General features: G+C 63.0%; 19 protein-coding genes and 4 tRNA genes. 9 read left to right on the top strand and 14 right to left on the bottom strand.

Features of this window, described 5'->3' with window-relative positions; genetic code table 11:
* Nucleotides 1-11: 11 nt before the first annotated feature.
* Entirely contained in the window at nt 12-1,631 is a 1,620-nt protein-coding gene (locus tag ONR57_RS04975) for a 4-hydroxyphenylacetate 3-hydroxylase family protein (protein ID WP_265121897.1), read from the bottom strand.
* Between the two features lie 20 nt (nt 1,632-1,651).
* A complete protein-coding gene (locus ONR57_RS04970) occupies nt 1,652-2,215 on the bottom strand; it encodes a flavin reductase family protein (protein ID WP_265121896.1) in 564 nt (187 codons plus the stop codon).
* A gap of 189 nt (nt 2,216-2,404) precedes the next feature.
* On the opposite strand from ONR57_RS04970, the gene ONR57_RS04965 reads away from it, so the two are divergent.
* Complete coding sequence (locus tag ONR57_RS04965) at nt 2,405-3,343, top strand: AraC family transcriptional regulator (protein ID WP_265121895.1); 939 nt, start codon at nt 2,405-2,407, stop codon at nt 3,341-3,343.
* Between the two features lie 5 nt (nt 3,344-3,348).
* Here the strand turns inward: ONR57_RS04965 and ONR57_RS04960 are convergent, their stop codons facing one another.
* The 4 genes from ONR57_RS04960 to ONR57_RS04945 all read right to left on the bottom strand — a co-directional run bounded on the left by ONR57_RS04960 (nt 3,349) and on the right by ONR57_RS04945 (nt 5,000).
* Complete coding sequence (locus ONR57_RS04960; RefSeq protein WP_265121894.1) at nt 3,349-3,645, bottom strand: hypothetical protein; 297 nt, start codon at nt 3,643-3,645, stop codon at nt 3,349-3,351.
* A 230-nt stretch (nt 3,646-3,875) separates the two neighbouring features.
* A tRNA-Ser gene (locus tag ONR57_RS04955) sits at nt 3,876-3,963 on the bottom strand.
* Between the two features lie 55 nt (nt 3,964-4,018).
* Nucleotides 4,019-4,492: a nucleoside deaminase gene (locus ONR57_RS04950; RefSeq protein ID WP_374116398.1), complete on the bottom strand. Its 474-nt coding sequence runs from the start codon at nt 4,490-4,492 to the stop codon at nt 4,019-4,021.
* The gene (locus ONR57_RS04945) at nt 4,470-5,000 is read right to left on the bottom strand and encodes a tRNA adenosine deaminase-associated protein (protein WP_265121893.1); all 531 of its coding nucleotides are present in this window, start codon (nt 4,998-5,000) and stop codon (nt 4,470-4,472) included. The genes ONR57_RS04950 and ONR57_RS04945 overlap by 23 nt, the downstream gene beginning before the upstream one ends.
* A 113-nt stretch (nt 5,001-5,113) precedes the next feature.
* On the opposite strand from ONR57_RS04945, the gene ONR57_RS04940 reads away from it, so the two are divergent.
* Nucleotides 5,114-6,064 (top strand): prephenate dehydrogenase, encoded by a 951-nt coding sequence (locus ONR57_RS04940; RefSeq protein WP_265121892.1) that lies wholly within the window; start codon nt 5,114-5,116, stop codon nt 6,062-6,064.
* Nucleotides 6,061-7,410 (top strand): amidase, encoded by a 1,350-nt coding sequence (locus ONR57_RS04935; protein ID WP_265121891.1) that lies wholly within the window; start codon nt 6,061-6,063, stop codon nt 7,408-7,410. The genes ONR57_RS04940 and ONR57_RS04935 overlap by 4 nt, the downstream gene beginning before the upstream one ends.
* On the opposite strand, the gene ONR57_RS04930 is transcribed toward ONR57_RS04935, so the two are convergent.
* Nucleotides 7,407-7,994, bottom strand: coding sequence for a putative glycolipid-binding domain-containing protein (locus ONR57_RS04930; RefSeq protein WP_265121890.1), 588 nt, complete (start codon nt 7,992-7,994; stop codon nt 7,407-7,409). The two genes, ONR57_RS04935 and ONR57_RS04930, sit on opposite strands and share 4 nt — an antisense overlap.
* Before the next feature lie 115 nt (nt 7,995-8,109).
* Entirely contained in the window at nt 8,110-9,267 is a 1,158-nt protein-coding gene (locus ONR57_RS04925) for an alpha/beta fold hydrolase (RefSeq protein ID WP_265121889.1), read from the bottom strand.
* Between the two features lie 44 nt (nt 9,268-9,311).
* Here ONR57_RS04925 and ONR57_RS04920 point away from each other — a divergent pair, with 44 nt between their 5' ends.
* Nucleotides 9,312-10,073, top strand: coding sequence for a glutamine amidotransferase (locus tag ONR57_RS04920; protein WP_265121888.1), 762 nt, complete (start codon nt 9,312-9,314; stop codon nt 10,071-10,073).
* A gap of 11 nt (nt 10,074-10,084) precedes the next feature.
* On the opposite strand, the gene ONR57_RS04915 is transcribed toward ONR57_RS04920, so the two are convergent.
* The 4 genes from ONR57_RS04915 to ONR57_RS04900 all read right to left on the bottom strand — a co-directional run bounded on the left by ONR57_RS04915 (nt 10,085) and on the right by ONR57_RS04900 (nt 11,888).
* On the bottom strand, nt 10,085-10,702 hold the full coding sequence (locus ONR57_RS04915) for a LysE family translocator (protein ID WP_265121887.1): 618 nt from the start codon (nt 10,700-10,702) through the stop codon (nt 10,085-10,087).
* A 150-nt stretch (nt 10,703-10,852) separates the two neighbouring features.
* Nucleotides 10,853-10,925: transfer RNA gene (locus ONR57_RS04910), tRNA-Arg, on the bottom strand.
* 31 nt (nt 10,926-10,956) lie between these two features.
* Nucleotides 10,957-11,048: transfer RNA gene (locus tag ONR57_RS04905), tRNA-Ser, on the bottom strand.
* Between the two features lie 105 nt (nt 11,049-11,153).
* A complete protein-coding gene (locus ONR57_RS04900; RefSeq protein WP_265121886.1) occupies nt 11,154-11,888 on the bottom strand; it encodes a dienelactone hydrolase family protein in 735 nt (244 codons plus the stop codon).
* A 76-nt stretch (nt 11,889-11,964) separates the two neighbouring features.
* Here ONR57_RS04900 and hisC point away from each other — a divergent pair, with 76 nt between their 5' ends.
* Nucleotides 11,965-13,068, top strand: a complete 1,104-nt coding sequence (hisC, locus tag ONR57_RS04895) for a histidinol-phosphate transaminase (RefSeq protein ID WP_265121885.1) — start codon at nt 11,965-11,967, stop codon at nt 13,066-13,068.
* Between the two features lie 163 nt (nt 13,069-13,231).
* Nucleotides 13,232-14,953, top strand: a complete 1,722-nt coding sequence (locus ONR57_RS04890; RefSeq protein WP_265121884.1) for a bifunctional UDP-sugar hydrolase/5'-nucleotidase — start codon at nt 13,232-13,234, stop codon at nt 14,951-14,953.
* A 202-nt stretch (nt 14,954-15,155) separates the two neighbouring features.
* Here ONR57_RS04890 and ONR57_RS04885 read toward each other — a convergent pair.
* Nucleotides 15,156-15,241: transfer RNA gene (locus tag ONR57_RS04885), tRNA-Ser, on the bottom strand.
* A 222-nt stretch (nt 15,242-15,463) separates the two neighbouring features.
* Between ONR57_RS04885 and ONR57_RS04880 the strand changes: the two genes are divergently transcribed.
* A complete protein-coding gene (locus tag ONR57_RS04880; protein WP_265121883.1) occupies nt 15,464-16,666 on the top strand; it encodes a hypothetical protein in 1,203 nt (400 codons plus the stop codon).
* Nucleotide 16,667: 1 nt separating this feature from the next.
* On the opposite strand, the gene ONR57_RS04875 is transcribed toward ONR57_RS04880, so the two are convergent.
* Nucleotides 16,668-17,147 (bottom strand): MarR family winged helix-turn-helix transcriptional regulator, encoded by a 480-nt coding sequence (locus ONR57_RS04875; protein ID WP_265121882.1) that lies wholly within the window; start codon nt 17,145-17,147, stop codon nt 16,668-16,670.
* Nucleotides 17,148-17,278: 131 nt separating this feature from the next.
* Here ONR57_RS04875 and ONR57_RS04870 point away from each other — a divergent pair, with 131 nt between their 5' ends.
* Nucleotides 17,279-18,280, top strand: a complete 1,002-nt coding sequence (locus ONR57_RS04870; RefSeq protein WP_265121881.1) for an NAD(P)H-quinone oxidoreductase — start codon at nt 17,279-17,281, stop codon at nt 18,278-18,280.
* Nucleotides 18,281-18,312: 32 nt separating this feature from the next.
* Nucleotides 18,313-18,852, top strand: a complete 540-nt coding sequence (locus ONR57_RS04865; RefSeq protein WP_279347484.1) for a bacterial proteasome activator family protein — start codon at nt 18,313-18,315, stop codon at nt 18,850-18,852.
* Nucleotides 18,853-18,855: the final 3 nt, after the last annotated feature.

Genomic DNA, 18,855 nt, shown 5'->3' with positions numbered 1-18,855 from the left:
CCTCGGTGCTGTCAGCGCTTGTAGAACGCTGTCACGTCCTCATTGCCGATGAGGTCCGGCACGGTCCAGCCGTCGAGGTCGTATTCGTTCATGAACTGTTCCGCGAAACCCTTCATTGACGAAACAAGGCCGCGGTTCTGTGCGGCGAACAGCAGTTCAGCTTTGACGTTCTCGTGGTTGCCGGAGTAATTGCGCTCGTAGAGTTCGTGGCGGCCACCGAATTCCGATCCGATGGAATCCCACAGCGCTTTCATTACCTTCACGCGCTCGACGGCGGTGATGCCGTCGGAGCCGCGCACGTACTTGTCAAGGTATGGGCGGACGTCCGGGTTCTTGAAGTCCGCGGCCGAGGATGGCAGGTAGATGAGTCCCGATGCGACGTCCTGCTCGATGATCTCTTTGATGCGCGGGTAGCCCTGCATCATGAACATCCGATAGGTCAGGCCGTATTCGAGCTTCGGGATGACCGTGTCGCCGATCCACGGCTCGGGGTCACCGATCATCGACTCGGTCAGCGACCAGAACATGTTTCGCCAGCCGATTACCTCACCCACGCGTGTCTGGACACCGCGGAAGCCACCCGCACCGGTGCAGTCGAGGGCTTTGAGCAGCAACCCGGCGAGGAAGTCGAGTTTCACAGCAAGGCGTGTGCAGCCTTGCAGCGTGAAGCGCGGAAGGAATCCGGATTGCGGGAAGAACGCGTTGATCTTCTCGACATCGCCGTACATGAACACGTTTTCCCACGGCACAAGGACCTTGTCGAAAATGAAGATTGCGTCGTTTTCGTCCATCCGGCTCGAGAGCGGGTAGTCGAACGGCGAGCCAACCACGGCGGCGTTCTGTGAGTACGACGCTCGCGAAATCAGCTTTATGCCCGGTGCGTCCATCGGCACGGTGCAGATCAGCGCGTACTCCTTCTTTTTGATCGGCAGCCCATAATGCGCGATGAAGTTGTAGTTCGTGATGGCCGAGCCTGTGGCGACGACCTTCGCTCCCGACACGATGAGTCCCGCGTCAGTCTCCTTTTCCACCTTCATGAAGACGTCGCCCACCTGGTCCGGGGGGAGCTGCCGGTCAACCGGCGGATTGATGATCGCGTGGTTCCAGTACAGAACCTTTTCCTGCGATTCGCGATACCAGCGGCGCGCGTTGTCCTGGAACGGTGAGTACAGTTCGCTGTTTGCGTTCAACGTGCCCAGGAAGGACGCCTTGTAGTCGGGGCTGCGGCCCATCCAGCCGTACGTAAGCCGGGCCCACTGTGCGATGGCGTCACGGTCTTTCCGCAAATCGTCAGACGACTTCGGCGTGCGGAAGAACGGCATCGTGAACCCGCCGTTGCCCGTATCCGTCGGGCAGGTCAGCGTATCGGTGTGCGCGCCGGCGTGCATCGCGTCGTACAGTCTGGCCGTCATCCGTATTGAATTGCGGAACGCCGGATGGTTCCAGAATTCCCGCACTCGCTCGCCGTGCAGATAGATTTCGCGTCCGTCTTTGATCGACTCGATGTACTCGTCGCCAGTCATCGGGCGAGATGCGAAGTTGCGTTGCGTGTTTGCTGGCGCATCCGCGGCGGGGTTGACCTGCGAACGGTCGGTCACAATGTTGGTGAGCTGGGCTTCGACAGTGGTCATCGTGATTCTCCTTGACGTGGTCAGGACGCTGAAGCAGCGAGGTGAAGCGGTGTAAAGGTGCATGTGGGGGTGAACCACCCGCTGTGCGGGTCGTCCATCGAGCCGTTCCATAGCGCCTCGGCGCTCGGTGCGCCGAGGTCGTGGAAAGCACTGCGATAGAAAAGCAGGGGGTCTTTCTCGTCGCATTCGGCGGCGACAATCTCGCCGATGAAGATGACGTGGTCCCCGCCGTCGTACTCGCGCCATGGAACGCACGACAAGGTCGCAGCAGTACCAGCGAGCATTGGCGCGGTCGGACCTTGCCGCCAGACCGGCGGCGTCGACTGCGGACGCCCCGCGAAATGCAGTGCCGTATCCATCTGATCGGACGCGAGAATGTTCACCGCGAAGGGTGAACCCGTCAGGAATGCACACGCTTTCGATGTGCGCGTCAGGGTTACTTGGCACAGTCGCGGCTCGAGCGACACCGCAGTGAACGCGGTGACGGTCGCGCCGTGCGGCAGCCCGTCGCGGTTACGGCAGGTGATGACGGTGACGCCGCTCGCGAACTGGCCGAAAATGCTCCGCAGTTTCCGCTGATCCATGGCCGTACCTCCTAGGCTTGCTGGTGTGAGCCAGACCATATGTCTGAAGGTTCCGGCGCTGCGATCCGCTTAGCGCGGTGGAAATCCCCCTAGCGCGGTGGATTTCACAGACTGTTTGCCCAGCTGACGTGCGCCACGTCACACTTGGGGTCAAAGTGGAATGGAAGCGAACAGAAAGGCCTGCCCGCCATGCCTGCCATGCCCGGTGGTAACGCCCCAGACTGGGATGACGCCGAACGCGTGGTGTCGCACGCCTACTTCCCCCACAACCTCACCCCGCTCGACACGAACGCCGCGCCCGCGCTTCACGTCAAGGCGCTGCCCCTTGGGCCGATGCGGCTCACCCGGATCACATGGGGAGCGAGTGTCTCAGTCCACACGTCCCATCCCGGTGGCTATGCCGTGAACATTCCGATGTCTGGCCAGATCGAGTCGACGTCGCAGGGGCACACGATCGTCTCCGGGCAAGGCGCCGCATCGGTCTTCCGGCCTGACACTCCAGCTGCGATCGATCGCTGGACTGATGACTGCGAAATCGTGGGTGTGCGGTTCGACCGCGACTATCTCCACCGGGAGATGACCCGCGTGCTGGGACGGCCCGACCAGCACCTGCCCTGGCAGGCAGACCTCACAACCAAGGCTGGACAGAGCTGGATGTCACTATTGCGCTCCGTGGTCGTACAACTGAGGGCGGACACGGAACTGTGGCGGAATCCCCTTGTCGCTGAGCAATTGGCGGGCGCACTCACCACATCTTTCGTCCTCGCGACGATGCCCGCGGAAACGGAATCAACCGCCCACGCCCGACCACGGATCATCAAGCGTGTGCTCGACCGGATACACGACGACCCCGCACAGCCCTGGACGTCAGCAGAAATGGCGCAGATAGCCGGGGTGAGTGTCCGGCGGCTCCAGGAAGGCTTCCGCGAATACCTCGGTATGTGCCCCCGCGACTATGTGCAGGACGTGCGACTCGAACACATTCATCAAGAATTGGCGTCCGGCGACTCGGCGACGTCGGTTACCGACGTCGCCATGCGCTGGGGCATGACGCACACGGGCCGCTTCGCGGCCGCCTACCGGAAGAAATATGGTGTCGCACCGTCACAAACTTTGCGCGGCACCTAAGCCCCTCAGGTCCGCTGGTGCAGGCGCGCCGCTGATCGTCGCGCTTTCTCCAGGCCGTACGCCACCACATCGATCCCGGCGAACGTGTCCGCGAGCCCGTGGCGCGTATTCTGCAGCGCAATCACCGGTTCAATATGCGGGCCGTCGTCGTCCGTCATCAGTTCGTCGTAACCAAACCGGGCGTAGGCGCGCTGCAACTCATTGATCTGGCGGTTGAGGCCAACAAGCGCGCGCTCAGCGGCGACGATCTTCTCACAGAGTGCGGCGGGGTCGGCGGATGCGGGTTCAGCTGATGTGGTCATCGCAATCATTCCTCATCTCGGCGCGAGGGGCATTCCCATACCTAGTGTCCCGCGCGAGACACGGTTTGAAACGTAAATCGGACCGCCGTGTTACGCGCGGCCGCGTGCAACTTCGCAGCCCTAAGCGACCGAATTCGCTGAGAACCGGGGCGGAAATGTCGCTTAAGGCCGCAGAGTGGAGCGCGCACAAGAAAACCCCCTCACTGCCATCGCAGATGAGGGGGTTTGAGCGGTGGCGGAGGGATTTGAACCCTCGGACGGGGGTTACCCGTCACAGCATTTCGAGTGCTGCACCTTCGGCCGCTCGGACACGCCACCGCGCACAACTGTACCTGAGGCGGCACTTAGCTCCGAATCCGCAGGTCATCGCCAATTAACGATGCTGGGCGAAGAATGCGTCGAGCAGCGCCACGCATTCGGCTTCCCGCACCCCACCGCGCACGTGAGGCCGGTGGGTGAGCCGCCGGTCACGCACCACATCCCACAACGAACCCACAGCGCCTGTCTTCGGTTCCCACGCCCCGAACACCAAACGAGCTACCCGGGCGAGGACGATCGCACCCGCGCACATGGTGCACGGTTCGAGTGTTACCGCGAGCGTCGTGCCTTCGAGGCGCCAGCCGTCCCCGTACACGCGCGCAGCTTCCCGCAATGCCAGGATCTCGGCATGTGCAGTGGGGTCTCCGAGTTGCTCTCGGGCGTTGCCGGCGCGGGCAAGTATCGAGCCGTCCGGGGCGAAGACGACCGCGCCCACAGGCACGTCATCGTGTCCGGCTAACCCCGCGGCATCGATCGCCGCCCCGAGGTAGTCGGCGTCGCTCAGACTACTTCTGAATGGAGTCGACAACCGAGGCGAACTCCCTTTCGAACCCAAGCCGCTCCGCGATCATCTGTAATTGCTCATCCGGGTACAAGTCCGTTTCCGCCAGTATCACGCTCATCAATGGCTCGGGCACACCCAGATCTGCGAGGATTCCGAGGTCGCCTTCTTCCCATGGGTCGGTCTCATCAAGTTCATCGGGGTCGAGGTCGGGCACGTCCACATTGAGTTCCTCGAGCACATCGGCCGCGATGTCGTAGTCGATAGCAGCGGCCGCGTCGGAAAGCAGCAGCCGCGTCCCTGAGGGTCCTGGTCGCACGATTACGAAGAACTCATCGTCCACGTCGAGGAGTCCGAAAGTGGCTCCTGAGCTTCGCAGTTCACGCAGTTCCGTCTCGACCTCGCTCAGACTTGTGAGCGCAACCGTGGGCAGCGGAAAGCACCGCCAGCGTCCCTCTTCCCGGACAACCCCAATACCGAAACCATCGATGTCGAACTCGTCATCTTTTTGTGTGCGAGCGCGCTGTGCAGCCATGCGGTGAGGTTAGCGCGCAGGACAGGCGCAAGGAACATCTGGCGGCAAATCGTTGGAGAACTCCCAGCGTTCGCTGGGAGACACGTTCCCTCAACGTGTGCAAGGCTAGGAACGTGTCTGTTCCAGTATGTGTACTCGGTCTCGGCCTCATCGGGGGATCTCTCCTTCGCGCAGCGAGTGCCGCGGGCCGAACAGCTTACGGGTACAACCGGTCTGGTGATGCGGCAGCCGCCGCTTCAGCTGACGGATTCGAGGCCAGCGCCGACCTTGGCGGGGTTCTTGCGCGGGCTCGCGCGGATGGTGCGCTGATCGTCATCGCGGTGCCAATGCCCGCTGTCAATAGCGTGCTGAAGGCGGTGGCGGAGCACGCGCCCCAGTGCCCTCTGACGGATGTCGTCAGCGTCAAGGAACCGGTTGCGGCGCTCGCACGGAAGCATGGCCTCGACGCACGGTACGTCGGTGGGCACCCGATGGCTGGCACCGCGGAATCAGGCTGGGCGGCGGGCGACGCGGAGTTGTTCCGGAACGCGCGGTGGGTGGTGAGTGTGGATAGCGGGCGCGACCCTGTCGTGTGGAAACACGTGGTTCGCCTCGCGCTTGATTGCGGGTCAGTCGTTGTTCCTGCGGAGTCCGGTGAGCATGATGAGGCAGCCGCCCGGATTTCGCATCTCCCGCACCTGTTCGCGGAGACGCTCGCGCTGGCGGGCGCTCGCGGCGGCGACCTGACTCTCGCGCTGGCGGCGGGTTCTTTCCGCGATGGGACGCGCGTTGCTGGAACGGCACCCGCACTGGTTGACGCGATGTGCGAGGCCAACGCGGACGCACTGCGCCGCGTGCTCGATGAAGCGCTACAGACCTTGACCGCGGCACGTAAAGCACTGGCTGGGGATTCGACAGCCGAACTTACTGCGGCTGGCTTCGATGCGCACCAAAGGTACCTGCGACGCGGTGAGAAATCCGCGATCACCGCTGTTTCGCCTGGCGCGCCGGGATGGCTCGAAGAGTTGCGTGCCGCGGGACGGCGCGGTGAGGCGCTGCTCACCCTCCCAGAGGAGCGCTCATGACGCTGTGCGACGTTGCGGAGTTGCTCGCTTCCGGGCAACTCACCGCACGTAAACACGTCGAACAGACACTGACGCGAATTGACGAGCTCACGGGGACACCGTGGGAAAATTTGGTCGCCGTGCGGAGTCACCAGACCCGTTTGGCGGCGCAAGCCCGCGAGCAAGCGAAGGTCCTAGATCAGTACTTCGAAGATCATGGCCCGCTCGGCCCGCTGCACGGTGTAGCCGTTGCAGTGAAAGACCTGATCGACGTTGCAGGCATGCCGACCCGCTGTGGAAGCGGTGTCCGAGCCGACGCGCCACCCGCACACCGCGACGCTGCGATCGTGACACGATTGCGTGCGGCGGGCGCGATTGTCGTCGCGAAAACACACCTCCACGAGTTTGCGTATGGACCTACCGGCGCTGTGTGCGTAGACGGCCCTGCAGCCAACCCGCTTGACGCTGAGCGCATTACCGGCGGCTCCTCGTCAGGTTCCGCTGGTCTGGTCGCGCTCGGCACCGTGCCGCTCGCGCTGGGCACAGACACTGGATGCAGCGTGCGGACACCCGCAGCACTGTGCGGCATCACCGGTTTCAAACCCACCTCCGGTGTGCTTTCGACCGACGGTGTGTTTCCGCTGTCCCCGACGCTCGACCACGTCGGCCTTTTGGCGGCGGCACCTGCCGACGTGGCATACGCATGGGAGGCACTGACCGGCAGCGTGGCGGAGGCGACGCCGCTGGCGGAACTCACCGTCGGTCGTCTGCACGGGGCAGCATGGCAGGTGCATGACACGTCGATCGAACGTTCTCTGGATGACGCTGAACGCGCGCTGCGCGCGGCGGGAGCCGTTGTCGTCGACGTAGAACTCCCCCATATGGAGGAGCTTGTTGAGCACTACGGGGCGATAGTTGGCAGCGAAGCGTACGCCACGCACACGGCGGCCCTTAGCTCGCTGCCCGATCGTTTTCAGCCCGTCACACGCGAACGGCTGCTCGCACAGCGCGACCGCTCAGCAACCGCGTACATTCATGCCCTGCGCAGGCGCGATGCGATTCGGCTTGAGTGTTTCACGGCGCTTCGTGATGCCGGTATCGACGCGCTGTTCACCGCGACGACGCCGCTGCGTGCCACGCCGATCGGCATGGAAGAAGCTGAAACGAGCAGCGGGACCGTAACCGTACGTGCCGAGTTGCTGCGCATGTGCATTCCGTTCAGCATGCTTGGCGTGGCTGCGCTGTCCGCGCCCATCACCCATAAGGACGGCTTGCCGTCAGGAATACAAATAGCGGCTGCCCCGCGCGATAACCCCGGCGAGGCCGACGCGCTCGCGCTGGCTCTGGGCGCGGTGGTGGCGCGCTAAATGCGCTGACCGAGGCCAGGATAGTCAATCAGGAACCCGTCACTATCGACGGTGACGGTGGCGCTCGCAACCGGTGAGAAAACGTGGATTCCCTCTGGATGTGAGCTGTAGGTGAGGGTTTCTTCCCGCACCTTCAAGTCCGGCAGCGAAACGTACACGACAGGAACCTGGATGTCGTTGGCTTCAGTGTGCAGATCGAGGCGGCGAATCGGCAGCGCGTTAAAGAATGGGCTCAGGATGACGTCAACGTCCAGCGCCCCGCTGAAGCGCGACCGCGTCGATGTGTTGCCTTCATGGATGGTCCAATAACCTTCGGTGTCGCGGCTCACCGACAGCACGCGCTCCCCCGCAGCAACCAGCGCGCGCAGCGAAAGCCGTCGGGTCGCCCCAAATTCGTCGGTGATGAGATCGTACGACGCACTGAACGCTGGGTGGTCATCGCAATCCGCGCCGATGATCCGTCCTGACGCCTTGATCTTTTTGCCGCCAATCTGGATGCGCACGGACTCCATTCGGGGTGCCGAATGCGCCCCCCAAGTGAGAACTGCAGGCCAGTTTGCTGCCGACGTTAGCGCGTCTGTCACGCCCCTACGGTATGGAGCCAACTGCCGTGCGCGCAAGAAACCGAGCGAAGTCCCACCGTGTGCGCGTTTCGCTGCTGTTCTGGCGGGGCACAGTGCCGACCCTTCCGGCGGCGTGTCACCGACTGCGCTCGGCCAGCGCGACGTCTCGCTGACTGAATCGGTTCACAAACGGCACAACACTGTTTTTCACTGTTTCGTTGTAGACATGCGGCTGCTGGATCGGATTCGCGTGGCCGGTTCCGTACATGCGGGTGACGAACAGCGTTCCCCCGGGCCCGCCTGCCCGGTCGAATAGTGCGCGCTGCGTATGGTCGACGTCCACGACTTCATCAAGGATCCCGCGGTGCGGCCGCATGAAGATGAGCGCTGGACGCGGCCGCTCATCATTCTCGCGGCTGAGGGCCACGACGTGGTCCGCGGCACCCGACGCCACGATCGCGAGGAACTGCGCTTCGATCAGGCTGTTGCTCGCGGCAGAGTCGTTGTAGAACTTGTCGCGCAGCACTTCACTGACCGCGTCGCTCAGTGCGGCCTGGTTTATGTCCGGCAGTGCGCGCGGGCGAGTCGTCAGAAAGCGTTCCTGCCGAGCTGCCATCTCCACGGTAAATCGCAAGACCCGGCTTTCCCGCGCTCCCGGCAGCCACCCCATCCAGCGGAGCATGTTTTCGCCGGCATCACGCTTTTCCGGTCGTACCGCGTGCAGATCGATGGGAGTGCAATCGAGCACAACCGCGAGAAGGTCGAGATCGGTGTCGTCGACGATGTGGTGAGCGGCCTCGAGCGCGACAATTCCGCCCATGCTGTGACCGACGAAAACCAGCCGTTCCACGCCCATCTCAGTCGCATGCTCGGCCACCATCCGGCTGATTACAGCCGTGTCGATACCAGCGTTGTCATACTGCACAGCCCACACTTGCCCGAGCTCGGTGAACATTGGCAGCGCCCGCGCGGTATCGCTGGCATCGAGGTTGCCCAAACCCACAACGTTGACCACCGCGGTGTCCTGGTTGGCGGGCTCTGCCGCGTCGAAAATGTGGTGCAGGTGCGGTTGCGTCGCGGCGAGCCGTTGCCGCTCCGGGTGGACGTCGTGCACCCAGTATTGGGTGCTCATAATCAGCGGTGGAATCATCGCCAAACACATCAGGACGATAAATAGGCGTGTACGCCGGAACCGGCGCCAATTGTGCCCCAGCCGCGTCGCGCGCAACTGGGCCTTCCGGCGCTCGTTGCTCCAATCTGTCACTGGGCATGGAGATAGCGTCACAATCCTCATCTAGACACCAGCCTAGCTGTCGCTGCGACCGATACCATCCCAGTGTGACGACCTCTCGGCCCCGCCTGCCACGCACGCATTCCCGGTTCCTGCTGCTGTCAATCAGGGCGGATGACGCGGCGGCCGACGAGGAATACGATGCAGTGCGCACATTCGCGGGACTTGAACCGGCGCAACTTCACCGCATCCGGCTCACTCACGAACCACTTGGCTCGATAAGGCTCGACGACTGGCGCGGCATCATCCTCGGCGGCGGACCGTATAACGTCACCGACCCGCATGAGACGAAGTCCGAGCCGCAACGGCGCACTGAGAGCGCCATGCAAGCGCTCCTTGACGAGATCGTCACGCGTGACTTCCCGTTTCTCGGCTGCTGTTACGGGATTGGAACGCTCGGCACGTACATCGGGGCCGCGCTAGACCGTAAGTATAGTGAGCCCGTCGGAGGCACCAGCATCGAACTCACCGCCGAAGGCCGCAGGGATCCACTAATGGCGGGGCTTCCCGAGCGATTCGACGCCTTTGTGGGCCATAAAGAGGCCATCAGCGCCCTCCCCGAACATGCAGTCCTGCTTGCGTCCTCCGCGATGAGCCCGGTGCAAGCTTTCCGGGTGGGCAACAACGTGTACGCGACGCAGTTTCACCCAGAACTCGATGTCGCTGGGATGCTCACCCGAATTGACGTGTACAAGCATCACGGCTACTTCGCGCCCGAAACGGCGGACGCGCTGAAGGAGAGGGTGCAGGAGTTCGATGTCGCGCATCCCCCATCGATTCTACGGACGTTCGTCAAACTGTACGGCTAGCGCTCTGAATGTCACCCAAAGGCGCGCACCCCCGCAAAAAGCACCGCGCCGCCCAGTCCCAGGAACGCCAGACCCGTCACCACAGCGAACCAGCGCGTGCGGAACCACTTCTGTGTCGCGCGAGAGGACGCGAAGATGGCAAGCGCGCTGAACCACGCGGCCTCCGCCAGCACCAGCAGGACCGCAACCGTAGCCCAGTCGCCAACAGTGGCGGTGTGTGGGATCAAGGTCGCGAATACCGCTGCGAAAAACACCAGGGCTTTCGGGTTGGTGATGTTGGTGGCGAGCCCGAGCATGAATGGGCGGCCCAACGCTGGCGCAGCCGACGGGCTTGTTTCGAGACCGCCCGGGGATCTCAGCGCTGCAACGCCGAGGTACCCGAGCAGCAGACCCCCGGCAACCTGTAATCCGCCCACCAGAGCTGGATTGCTCGCGAGTGCGGCCTCGAGTCCAATCATCGCGAGTGTCACCCATACGGCGATGCCAGATGCGATCCCCAGGGCAGCGGCCACACCCGCGCGGCGCGAGCCATGCGCGGATTGACGCAGAACAAGTACGGCGTCAGGCCCGGGTGACGCAACCCCCACAGCCCACACTGCCATCAAGCTCGCGTAGTGGCCGAAAGTCATGGGATGAGTATGTCTGCATCGCTACCGCGGCGCATTGGAATTTATGGGTGGGACATCCACCCCACCCATAATTCGGGCCCATCAGCCGAAAGACGCGGAAACAACTGAACCCCCTGCTAGAGGGGGTTCAGTTGCTGTCTCAACCAGACGTGCGCCCGAGAGGATTCGAACCCCTAACCTTCTGATCCGTAGTCAGATGCTCTATCCGTTGAGCTACGAGCGCGAGCTTATTCAGTTATACCGGCTTTGACCGGTGGCGGAGGCGAGAGGATTTGAACCTCCGGTCCCCTTTTAGGGGGACAACTCATTAGCAGTGAGCCCCATTCGGCCGCTCTGGCACGCCTCCCTGGGCCCCTTGCGTGGGCCATCGAAAAGACTACACACGCTGCCCCGTCTATGCAAAACGCCACGTGGGCGGGCAGGCCTCGCCGATTGTGTCAAAGCAATGCCTTCAGCGCAGGTTGCTATCGAACCATTCAAATATGTGCTGTTTCGCCGCTACAGCAGCGACACTCGGTGAGGCATCAGCAGTGTCCGGCACATCATCGACGTCCCCGGCTGGCTCGGCTGGAAGGCCTTCGTCAGGCCGATGACCAAGCCCCGGGTACGTGACGATGAGAGTCGCGGCACTGGCATGCGCAGCTGCGTCACGGAGAAGCTGCACTTCCTCCGGCGGCGTGCGGGGGTCCTCGTCACCGAAGATTCCGAGCCACGGCACGCACAGTCGGCGCACGGCCTCAGTGAGCGGTGAAACGCCCTCACGCACGGGCCCCGTGATCCCGTGAGCGGCGACGCTCACAACTGCCCCGAGCGGCCGCTCTACTCCAGCCAGCGCGGCGACAGTTCCGGCGCTATCGAAGCCGATCACACCGATGCGATCTGGATATATCTCCTCACCAAGCAACCAGCCCCGGGCCGCGTCGAACTCCTGAAGCAACGCATTTCCGGAATCTGAAGCGGACTGTTCGTCCGCGAGGGCAGGTGCCGCAACAGTCCATCCTTCTTCCGCGAACTCCTCCATGAACTGGCGGAGGCTGGGACTGAAAGATCGACTCTCATGCAGTAAGACGATGCCTCCGCGCGGCCGGCCCTCCGGCTCAGCCACGGTGAGCGGCACTCGGTTCTTCGTGTTGCCCGGCAGGGCCGCTGTTTCCTGCCGGATTCGTACCATACTGATCCCCGACATACATCTACTCTCCCACCGGTTTGTCCGCTTTGCGAGTGCCTGCTCATCGAGGCGCGCACCCGCTAGGCTTTCAGGCGTGAGTGATCCCGCACCTACCGCACGTACCAGGCCCGACCTTGCGAGCATCCCGGTTTACGTTCCAGGCAAATCATGGCCCGGAGCGATCAAGCTGGCCAGTAACGAAACCTCTCCGGGGCCCCTGCCAAGCGTTGTTGATGCGATCACACGGGCGGCGGCTGAGGTGAACCGCTACCCGGATAACGGCGCGCTCGCGCTGAAGTCAGCGCTCGCCGATGAACTGAAGGTGGGTCCAGAGCACGTTTCGGTGGGTTGCGGCTCGGTGAGCTTGTGCCAGCAGCTCGTGCAGGCAACGTGCGGCCCGGGGGACGAGGTGCTGTTCGCGTGGCGTTCCTTCGAGGCGTATCCACTCGTCAGCCTGGTTGCGGGCGCCACGCCGGTGAAGATTGCGCTCGACCGCGATGCCGTCCACGACCTTGATGCGATGGTCGCGGCAATCACCCCCAACACTCGACTGATCTTCGTCTGCAATCCCAACAACCCAACGGGTACGGCGGTCGGCAGCGCAGCGCTCGAACGTTTCCTCGACGCGGTACCGTCCCACATCCTTGTCGTTCTCGACGAGGCGTACTTTGAGTATCTGCGCCCGGACGGGTTCGCGGAAGGTGATCTGCCGGATGGTGTCGAGCTTCAGCGAAGCCGGTCCAATGTCGTGGTGCTGCGCACTTTTTCCAAGGCGTACGGACTTGCCGGGCTTCGCGTCGGTTACGCGGTCGGTCACCCAGAGGTCATTACAACACTGGGCAAGGTGTACGTCCCGTTCAGTGCGAACAGCATTGCGCAGGCGGCAGCAATCGCGTCCCTGGAAGCAGCGAAAGAACTGCTTCATCGGACCGATGCCGTGGTGAAGGAACGTGAGCGGGTTCGCGACGCGCTCACCGCGGCCGGTTATCGCATTCCCGAGACGCAGGCGAATTTCGTCTGGCTGGACCTCGGGGCGTCAACAGAGGCCTTCGCAGCCCGCTGCGCCGAAGCAGGTGTGCTGATCCGGCCATTTGCCGGGGAGGGGGCGCGAGTCACAATCGGGACCCCAGCCGAAAACGATGTTTTCCTCCGGTTCGCATTGAGCGATTCGGCGGCAGGTATCCTCAACGCGGTGTGATGCGTCACAAAAGTTCGTTACTGCCACACCCGTGACAGAACTGTGACCGCAATGCGCCACGTTCGAGGCACCAACTGGCCTGACACTAGAGGTGGTGGTCGATACGCTGTGCCCGCCCAGCGACATGCGATGAAGCATGTGACAACGAGGAAGGAGGTAGCTGATGCCCCGCCACGGTGGCTCTGCAGCACCCTCCTCGCGGTCCCTTCGCCTTGCAACCGCGTTAGCGGGCTCAGCTGCGCTGCTGCTGACTTCACTTCCAGTTGCCGCGGCGGCACCGGCTCTGCATCCGCGCAACAATCAAGTGGACGATGTCGAAGTGCGCTTGTTATCGTTCGGAGATCTCGGCGACAGCCTGCGCCCGCCTGAGGGAGACGCCGGATCGCTCATTCAATCTGATGGTTCCCGCGTGGACGCTGGCGGCGCTGGATACTTGGCAGCATTTCTCGACCAACTGCGGCGCCAGGCGCCTCGTTCTTTGCTGTATTCGGGAGGCGGAAACGTCGCCTACGACGGTAACGGCCCGTACCGCATGTTTTCCGGTGAGCCGACGATCGAGGTACTGAACTCGTGGGACATCGCGGCATCGGCCGTGGGTGCCCCTGAACTCTCCGAAGGGCTCGGTGAGCTACTCCGCAAGGCGCAAGGCGGGTGCCATCCCGAGCATGGCTGTCAGTTCGGTGACGAATTCACCGGCGCGAACTTCCCGCTGCTCGGCGCGAATCTGGTTGACGAGGCGGGTGAGCCCATTACCCTCCCCTTCTCCATCAACTACGTGGATGATGTGCCCGTCGGTGCGATTGGCGTCCTGATGCGAGACGCTGCGGCCACCGCCTCCGAAGCCGGAGCCACCGGCGATGCCGTCCAGATAGAGGATGAACTTGAGGCCATCGAAAAAACCGCGGAGGTCCTCGAGTTCTTCGGAGTGAAGGCAATTACGCTGCTGCTGTACGGTGACGCTGCCGCACGCAGCGCGGACGGCCCTAACGGGTGCGGCATCGAGGACGGCCCAGCGTACACGCTCGCGACCGAGGCGAGCCCCCATGTGGACGTCATCTTCTCCGCGGGCGGGCCCGACGCCTTCAACTGCACCGTCCGGGACCCTGGCGGCGTAGAGCGGCCGTTCATTCGCGCAGCTTCGAACGGCAGGACCGTTTCAGTGGCCGACATCGTGATCAACCGCCACACCGGAGAAGTGCTCCGCGAACGCACCAGCGCCTTCAACCAGGTCGTTACCCGCAATGTCGAGCCGGATCACACAACTCAGGACATCATCGCGCGGGCGGAAGAACTGAGCATCGAGGTTGGTGATCGGCAGATCGGTGAGATCAGCGGTGCAGCACTCAGCCGTACGACGCCCGCGGGCGAATCACCGGCCGGGCGGATCCTTGCCGACGCGGCGCAGTTCGCCGCTACGAGCAGCGACTCCCAAGCCGCGTTGCTGCCGCCCTCAGCATCCCCGCGAGACCTCGATTCAGCGGTGACGTACCGAGACGCTTTTAGCGCACCCCGACCCGCAATGCTCGTGACGCTTTCGCTCACCGGAGCGGAGCTGAAAGAGGCGCTCGAACAGCAGTTCCGCGACGGTGACGACATCATGCTGCAGCCCTCACAAGAGCTGACCTACACGATAAACCCGGGCGCAGGTCCGGGCGCACGAGTGACGGACATCCGTATCGGAGACTCTCCAGTTGTGGACGACGAGACGTACCGGATCACTGTGACGGACCGCATCGCGATCGGCGGATTCGGATTCACCGCCCTCGGCTCGGGCACAGATCGCGCCGCGATAACCACGACGAGCAAGGCGTTCACGGACTACGTCAGCACGCATTCACCGGTGAAGGTGCCCGGTGAGGATCGGGTTTCGCTGCAGGAGTCGTAGGCGTTCCGTCCACCGGTCGAATCTGCCCCGTCGTTGGGAATTTGCCCCGGCCGTGGCTAGGGCAGATTCCCAAGGACAGGGCACTTAAGAACCCCGGCCGACCAGCCGGACCTACCGATTGTGAACGATCGGGGCGCACTCAGCGCCTCGATCCTTCCAAATACAGGAAAGCCGAACCCGCCAGGGGTTCGGCTTTCCACAGCGGAAGCGGAGGGATTTGAACCCCCGGTCGCTGTTAACGACGCTCGCTTTCAAGGCGAGTGCATTCGGCCGCTCTGCCACGCTTCCACGGGGAATCCTAACGAAAACCCTCCCCAATCGGCGAATCCGCACGTGATTCCGGGTCTTGCTTTCGCGCCAGCTCTGGTGAAGACTGTCACCAAACCAAATGGTGACGCCGGTCACCACACAACTTCAGGGGGTTGCACGATGACGTGTGCCGGGCATCGTTCACGCCGCGCTTATTCGCAAATGCGCATCAGCACACGTATCGGAGCCACAATCGCCAGTGTGCTGTTGTGTTCAATCCCGGCGCTCGCCGCGGCCCCGCACGCCGCAGCGGCACCATACGCGCAGTATCTCGATGCGGTGGCTGACAACAACGACGGTGAACGCAGCGGCGGATTCGCCTCACACCTCCCACTCGACCAGCGTGCCCTCGCTTCAGCCCTGGACAGCGCCCGCGCAGCCGGCGTCACACCCCAGCGATACGGAACGTTGCTGCGCCAGTACTGGTTAGCTGTCGCGGCAGACAACGCAGGCATCGACCTCGCGTCCTGGGAGCCAGCCGCCGGTCTCGATGCGAACCTCGCAACAGTCGACAAGGTCTACGAAAACTACTTGCGCCTCTACAACGAGAACCCCGAGTTCTACTGGTCGGGAATGGCCGGTCTCGCAGGCATCTCCTTTGCGGCAGGGTTCTGGGACCTGAACGACATCGGACAACTCCTCACCGTCCCGGGGATACATGAGCTGGGTAGCGCAGTTGGTTCCGCGATCGCGGAGCTGCCGTGGGAAGTCGCCGAAGAGCTGCCGCGCGACGTCGTTCTTCTCGCTACGGACGGGCCGTCCATCACGCAGGCCGACATCGACTGGTATCTGCACCGGCTGCTTATCAAACAGCGCAACATCTTCATGGATATGGTGCCGATGCACGAGGCGTACGCTGCGCGCGGGATGGCCGGGGTCCTGGAGCTCGCGCAGTCTGGCGCGTACGACGACTACATCATCGAGGGGTGGCTCCAGCTCGCTAGCGGAACCCGAGAGGGGCTCGCCGAAGCGCTGGTGCGGATGGCGTCGCGAGAACAAAACCAGATCATCGCCGACCAGTGGGACGACACCGCTGGCGGACGCGGCACCATCGGCCGAGTACTCACCTACGCGACGACGGTCGGCGGCAACCCGGACGTACCGGGCGCCACACCACTCGGCACGTTCCGGCCGCTCACCGCGCACGCGACCGTTGAGGGGCAGCGCTGGGCCCTGCGCACTCCCCTGCCCGCGTTCAACTGGGCTGACCGCGAACCTCGCTGGGACTACATCGCGCTTGACTTAGTACCCGCGTTCCGCTCACTGGTTCAGGATCGGCCCAGCGAAGCACCACGCTATCTCGGCGTATCGTTCCGCCCACAGGCTGAGTCGAACCGCCTCATCGTCCGGCTTCCCGACCTGATCACACAAATGACGAGCGACTGGGCCCTCGAACCGGCTTAGGTCACTCGGTGGTTTCCTGAATGTGCGCGTCGATCTTTTCGAATACCTCGGCGATTAGCTTCAACTGAGACGAATCAAGCAGGTCGACGAAATGCGCGCGCACACTCTCCACATGTCCGGGCGCGGCAGCTCGGAGCTCGTCCAGGCCGCGCGGGGTGATCTTCGCAATCACGCCGCGGCCGTCTTCTTCACACGACTCGCGTACTACCAGCCCCTGCGCTTCCATCCGTCTGACCTGGTGCGTCAGCTTGCTACGGGACGCGAGAATGCCCGCCGCGAGTTCGCTCATCCGCAGCGCCTTGCGTGGCGCCTCTGATAACAGCACCAGAATCCGATAGTCAGCGATCGTCAGGCCGGTAGCGTCGGAAAGATCACTATTGAGAACGGCGAGAAGCCGCTGACTGCCGTCGATGAAAGCTCGCCACGCCTGCTGTTCCTCGTCGTTTAACCACCGCACGCTTGCGGTCTGCACGGGAATCATGATGTGCGGTCTCCCCTTTGCTCCCGGGTTGCTGACTACAGAGCCTAGCGACGTTCGATGGTTACCAAAGGAAAATACTGCCACAAAAACGGGCAAGAATCCCGGTCGCCTCAAACGCTAATCTCGTTAATATGCGCGCAATCACGATCTCCGAGCCAGGCGGGCCAGAAGTCCTCCAATGGTCCGAAGTGCCCGATATTAAACCCGATGTCGGAGAGGTGCTGATCCGCGTCGCTGCGACTGCAGTGAACCGGGCCGACATCCTCCAGAGGCAGGGCCACTATCCGCCGCCGCCCGGCTCCAGCGACATTCTCGGCCTGGAATGCTCCGGCGTCATCGCCGAGGTGGGCGAGGGCGTACACGACTGGAAACCAGGCGACGAGGTGTGCGCACTGCTCGCGGGTGGCGGATACGCCGAATACGCTGCCGTGCCGCAAACACAGTTGCTTCCCGTCCCTGAGGGTGTGGACCTCCGAACCGCGGCGAGCCTGCCGGAGGTCGCTTGCACGGTGTGGTCGAACCTCGTGATGACAGCGGGGATGCATCGCGGACAGACCGTTCTTCTCCACGGCGGCGCAAGCGGTATCGGCACGCACGCAATTCAGGTAGCACGCGCCATGAACCTGCGCACCGCAGTGACCGCAGGCTCCGCAGAGAAGCTCGCGGTGTGCGCGGAATTGGGCGCTGAGTGCCTGATCAACTATCGCGAACAGGACTTTGTCGAGGAAATCACATCCTTCACCCAGAACTCAGTCCGTCACGGAGCGGATATCATTCTCGACATCATGGGGGCTAAGTATCTGGAACGAAACATCGACGCGCTTGCGGCCGACGGCCATCTTGTGATCATCGGTTTGCAAGGCGGGCGCAAAGCCGAACTCAATCTCGGCAAAGTGCTCATGAAGCGCGCCCGAATAGCTGCGACTAGCCTGCGTGCGCGTCCATTGACCGGCCCCGGGTCGAAGGACGAGGTGATTCGCGAAGTCATCGCGCACGTGTGGCCGATGATCAGCAGTGGTCTCGTACGTCCTGTGGTGCATGACGAGCTGCCCGTCAGTGATGCTGGCGCAGCGCACAAGATGCTGGAGTCCGGGTCCGTCACCGGCAAGCTTCTGCTCAGCGCCATGTCTTAACATCGGCGCCAAGAAATGAGATAGGAAACCCATTGACTGAGAATGACGGCATCGAAGTGATCGGCACAGAAACCACTGAAGCTCCAGACAGTGAGGCGAACGGAAAGCCGGAAGGGCCGACAGCGCTCACCGACCTCGTCGAACAGCCCGCGAAGGTTATGCGCATTGGCACGATGATCAAGCAGCTGCTTGAAGAGGTCCGCAGCGCTCCGCTCGACGATGCCAGCCGAACCCGGCTGCGAGAAATCCACGAATCGTCAATTCGCGAGCTACAGGACGGCCTGGCCCCGGAGCTGCGCGATGAGCTAACTCGCATCTCGCTCCCCTTCAGCGAGAATGCGGTGCCAAGTGACTCCGAACTGCGCATCGCACAGGCTCAGCTTGTGGGCTGGCTCGAAGGAGTCTTCCACGGTATTCAGACGGCCCTCTTCGCACAGCAAATGGCCGCCCGCGCCCAGCTTGAACAGATGCGTCAGGGAGCACTGCCCCCGGGCATCAGTCTGGGGCACACACACCGTGACAGCGAACACGAGAGTGGGCACTCAGGGTCGGGCACCGGCCAATACCTGTAAGGG

The organism is Hoyosella sp. YIM 151337 (genome assembly GCF_026041215.1).
Lineage (GTDB): Bacteria > Actinomycetota > Actinomycetes > Mycobacteriales > Mycobacteriaceae > Hoyosella.
Note: the sequence above shows the minus strand (reverse complement) of the source record. Positions and strands in the feature narration are given on the sequence as shown.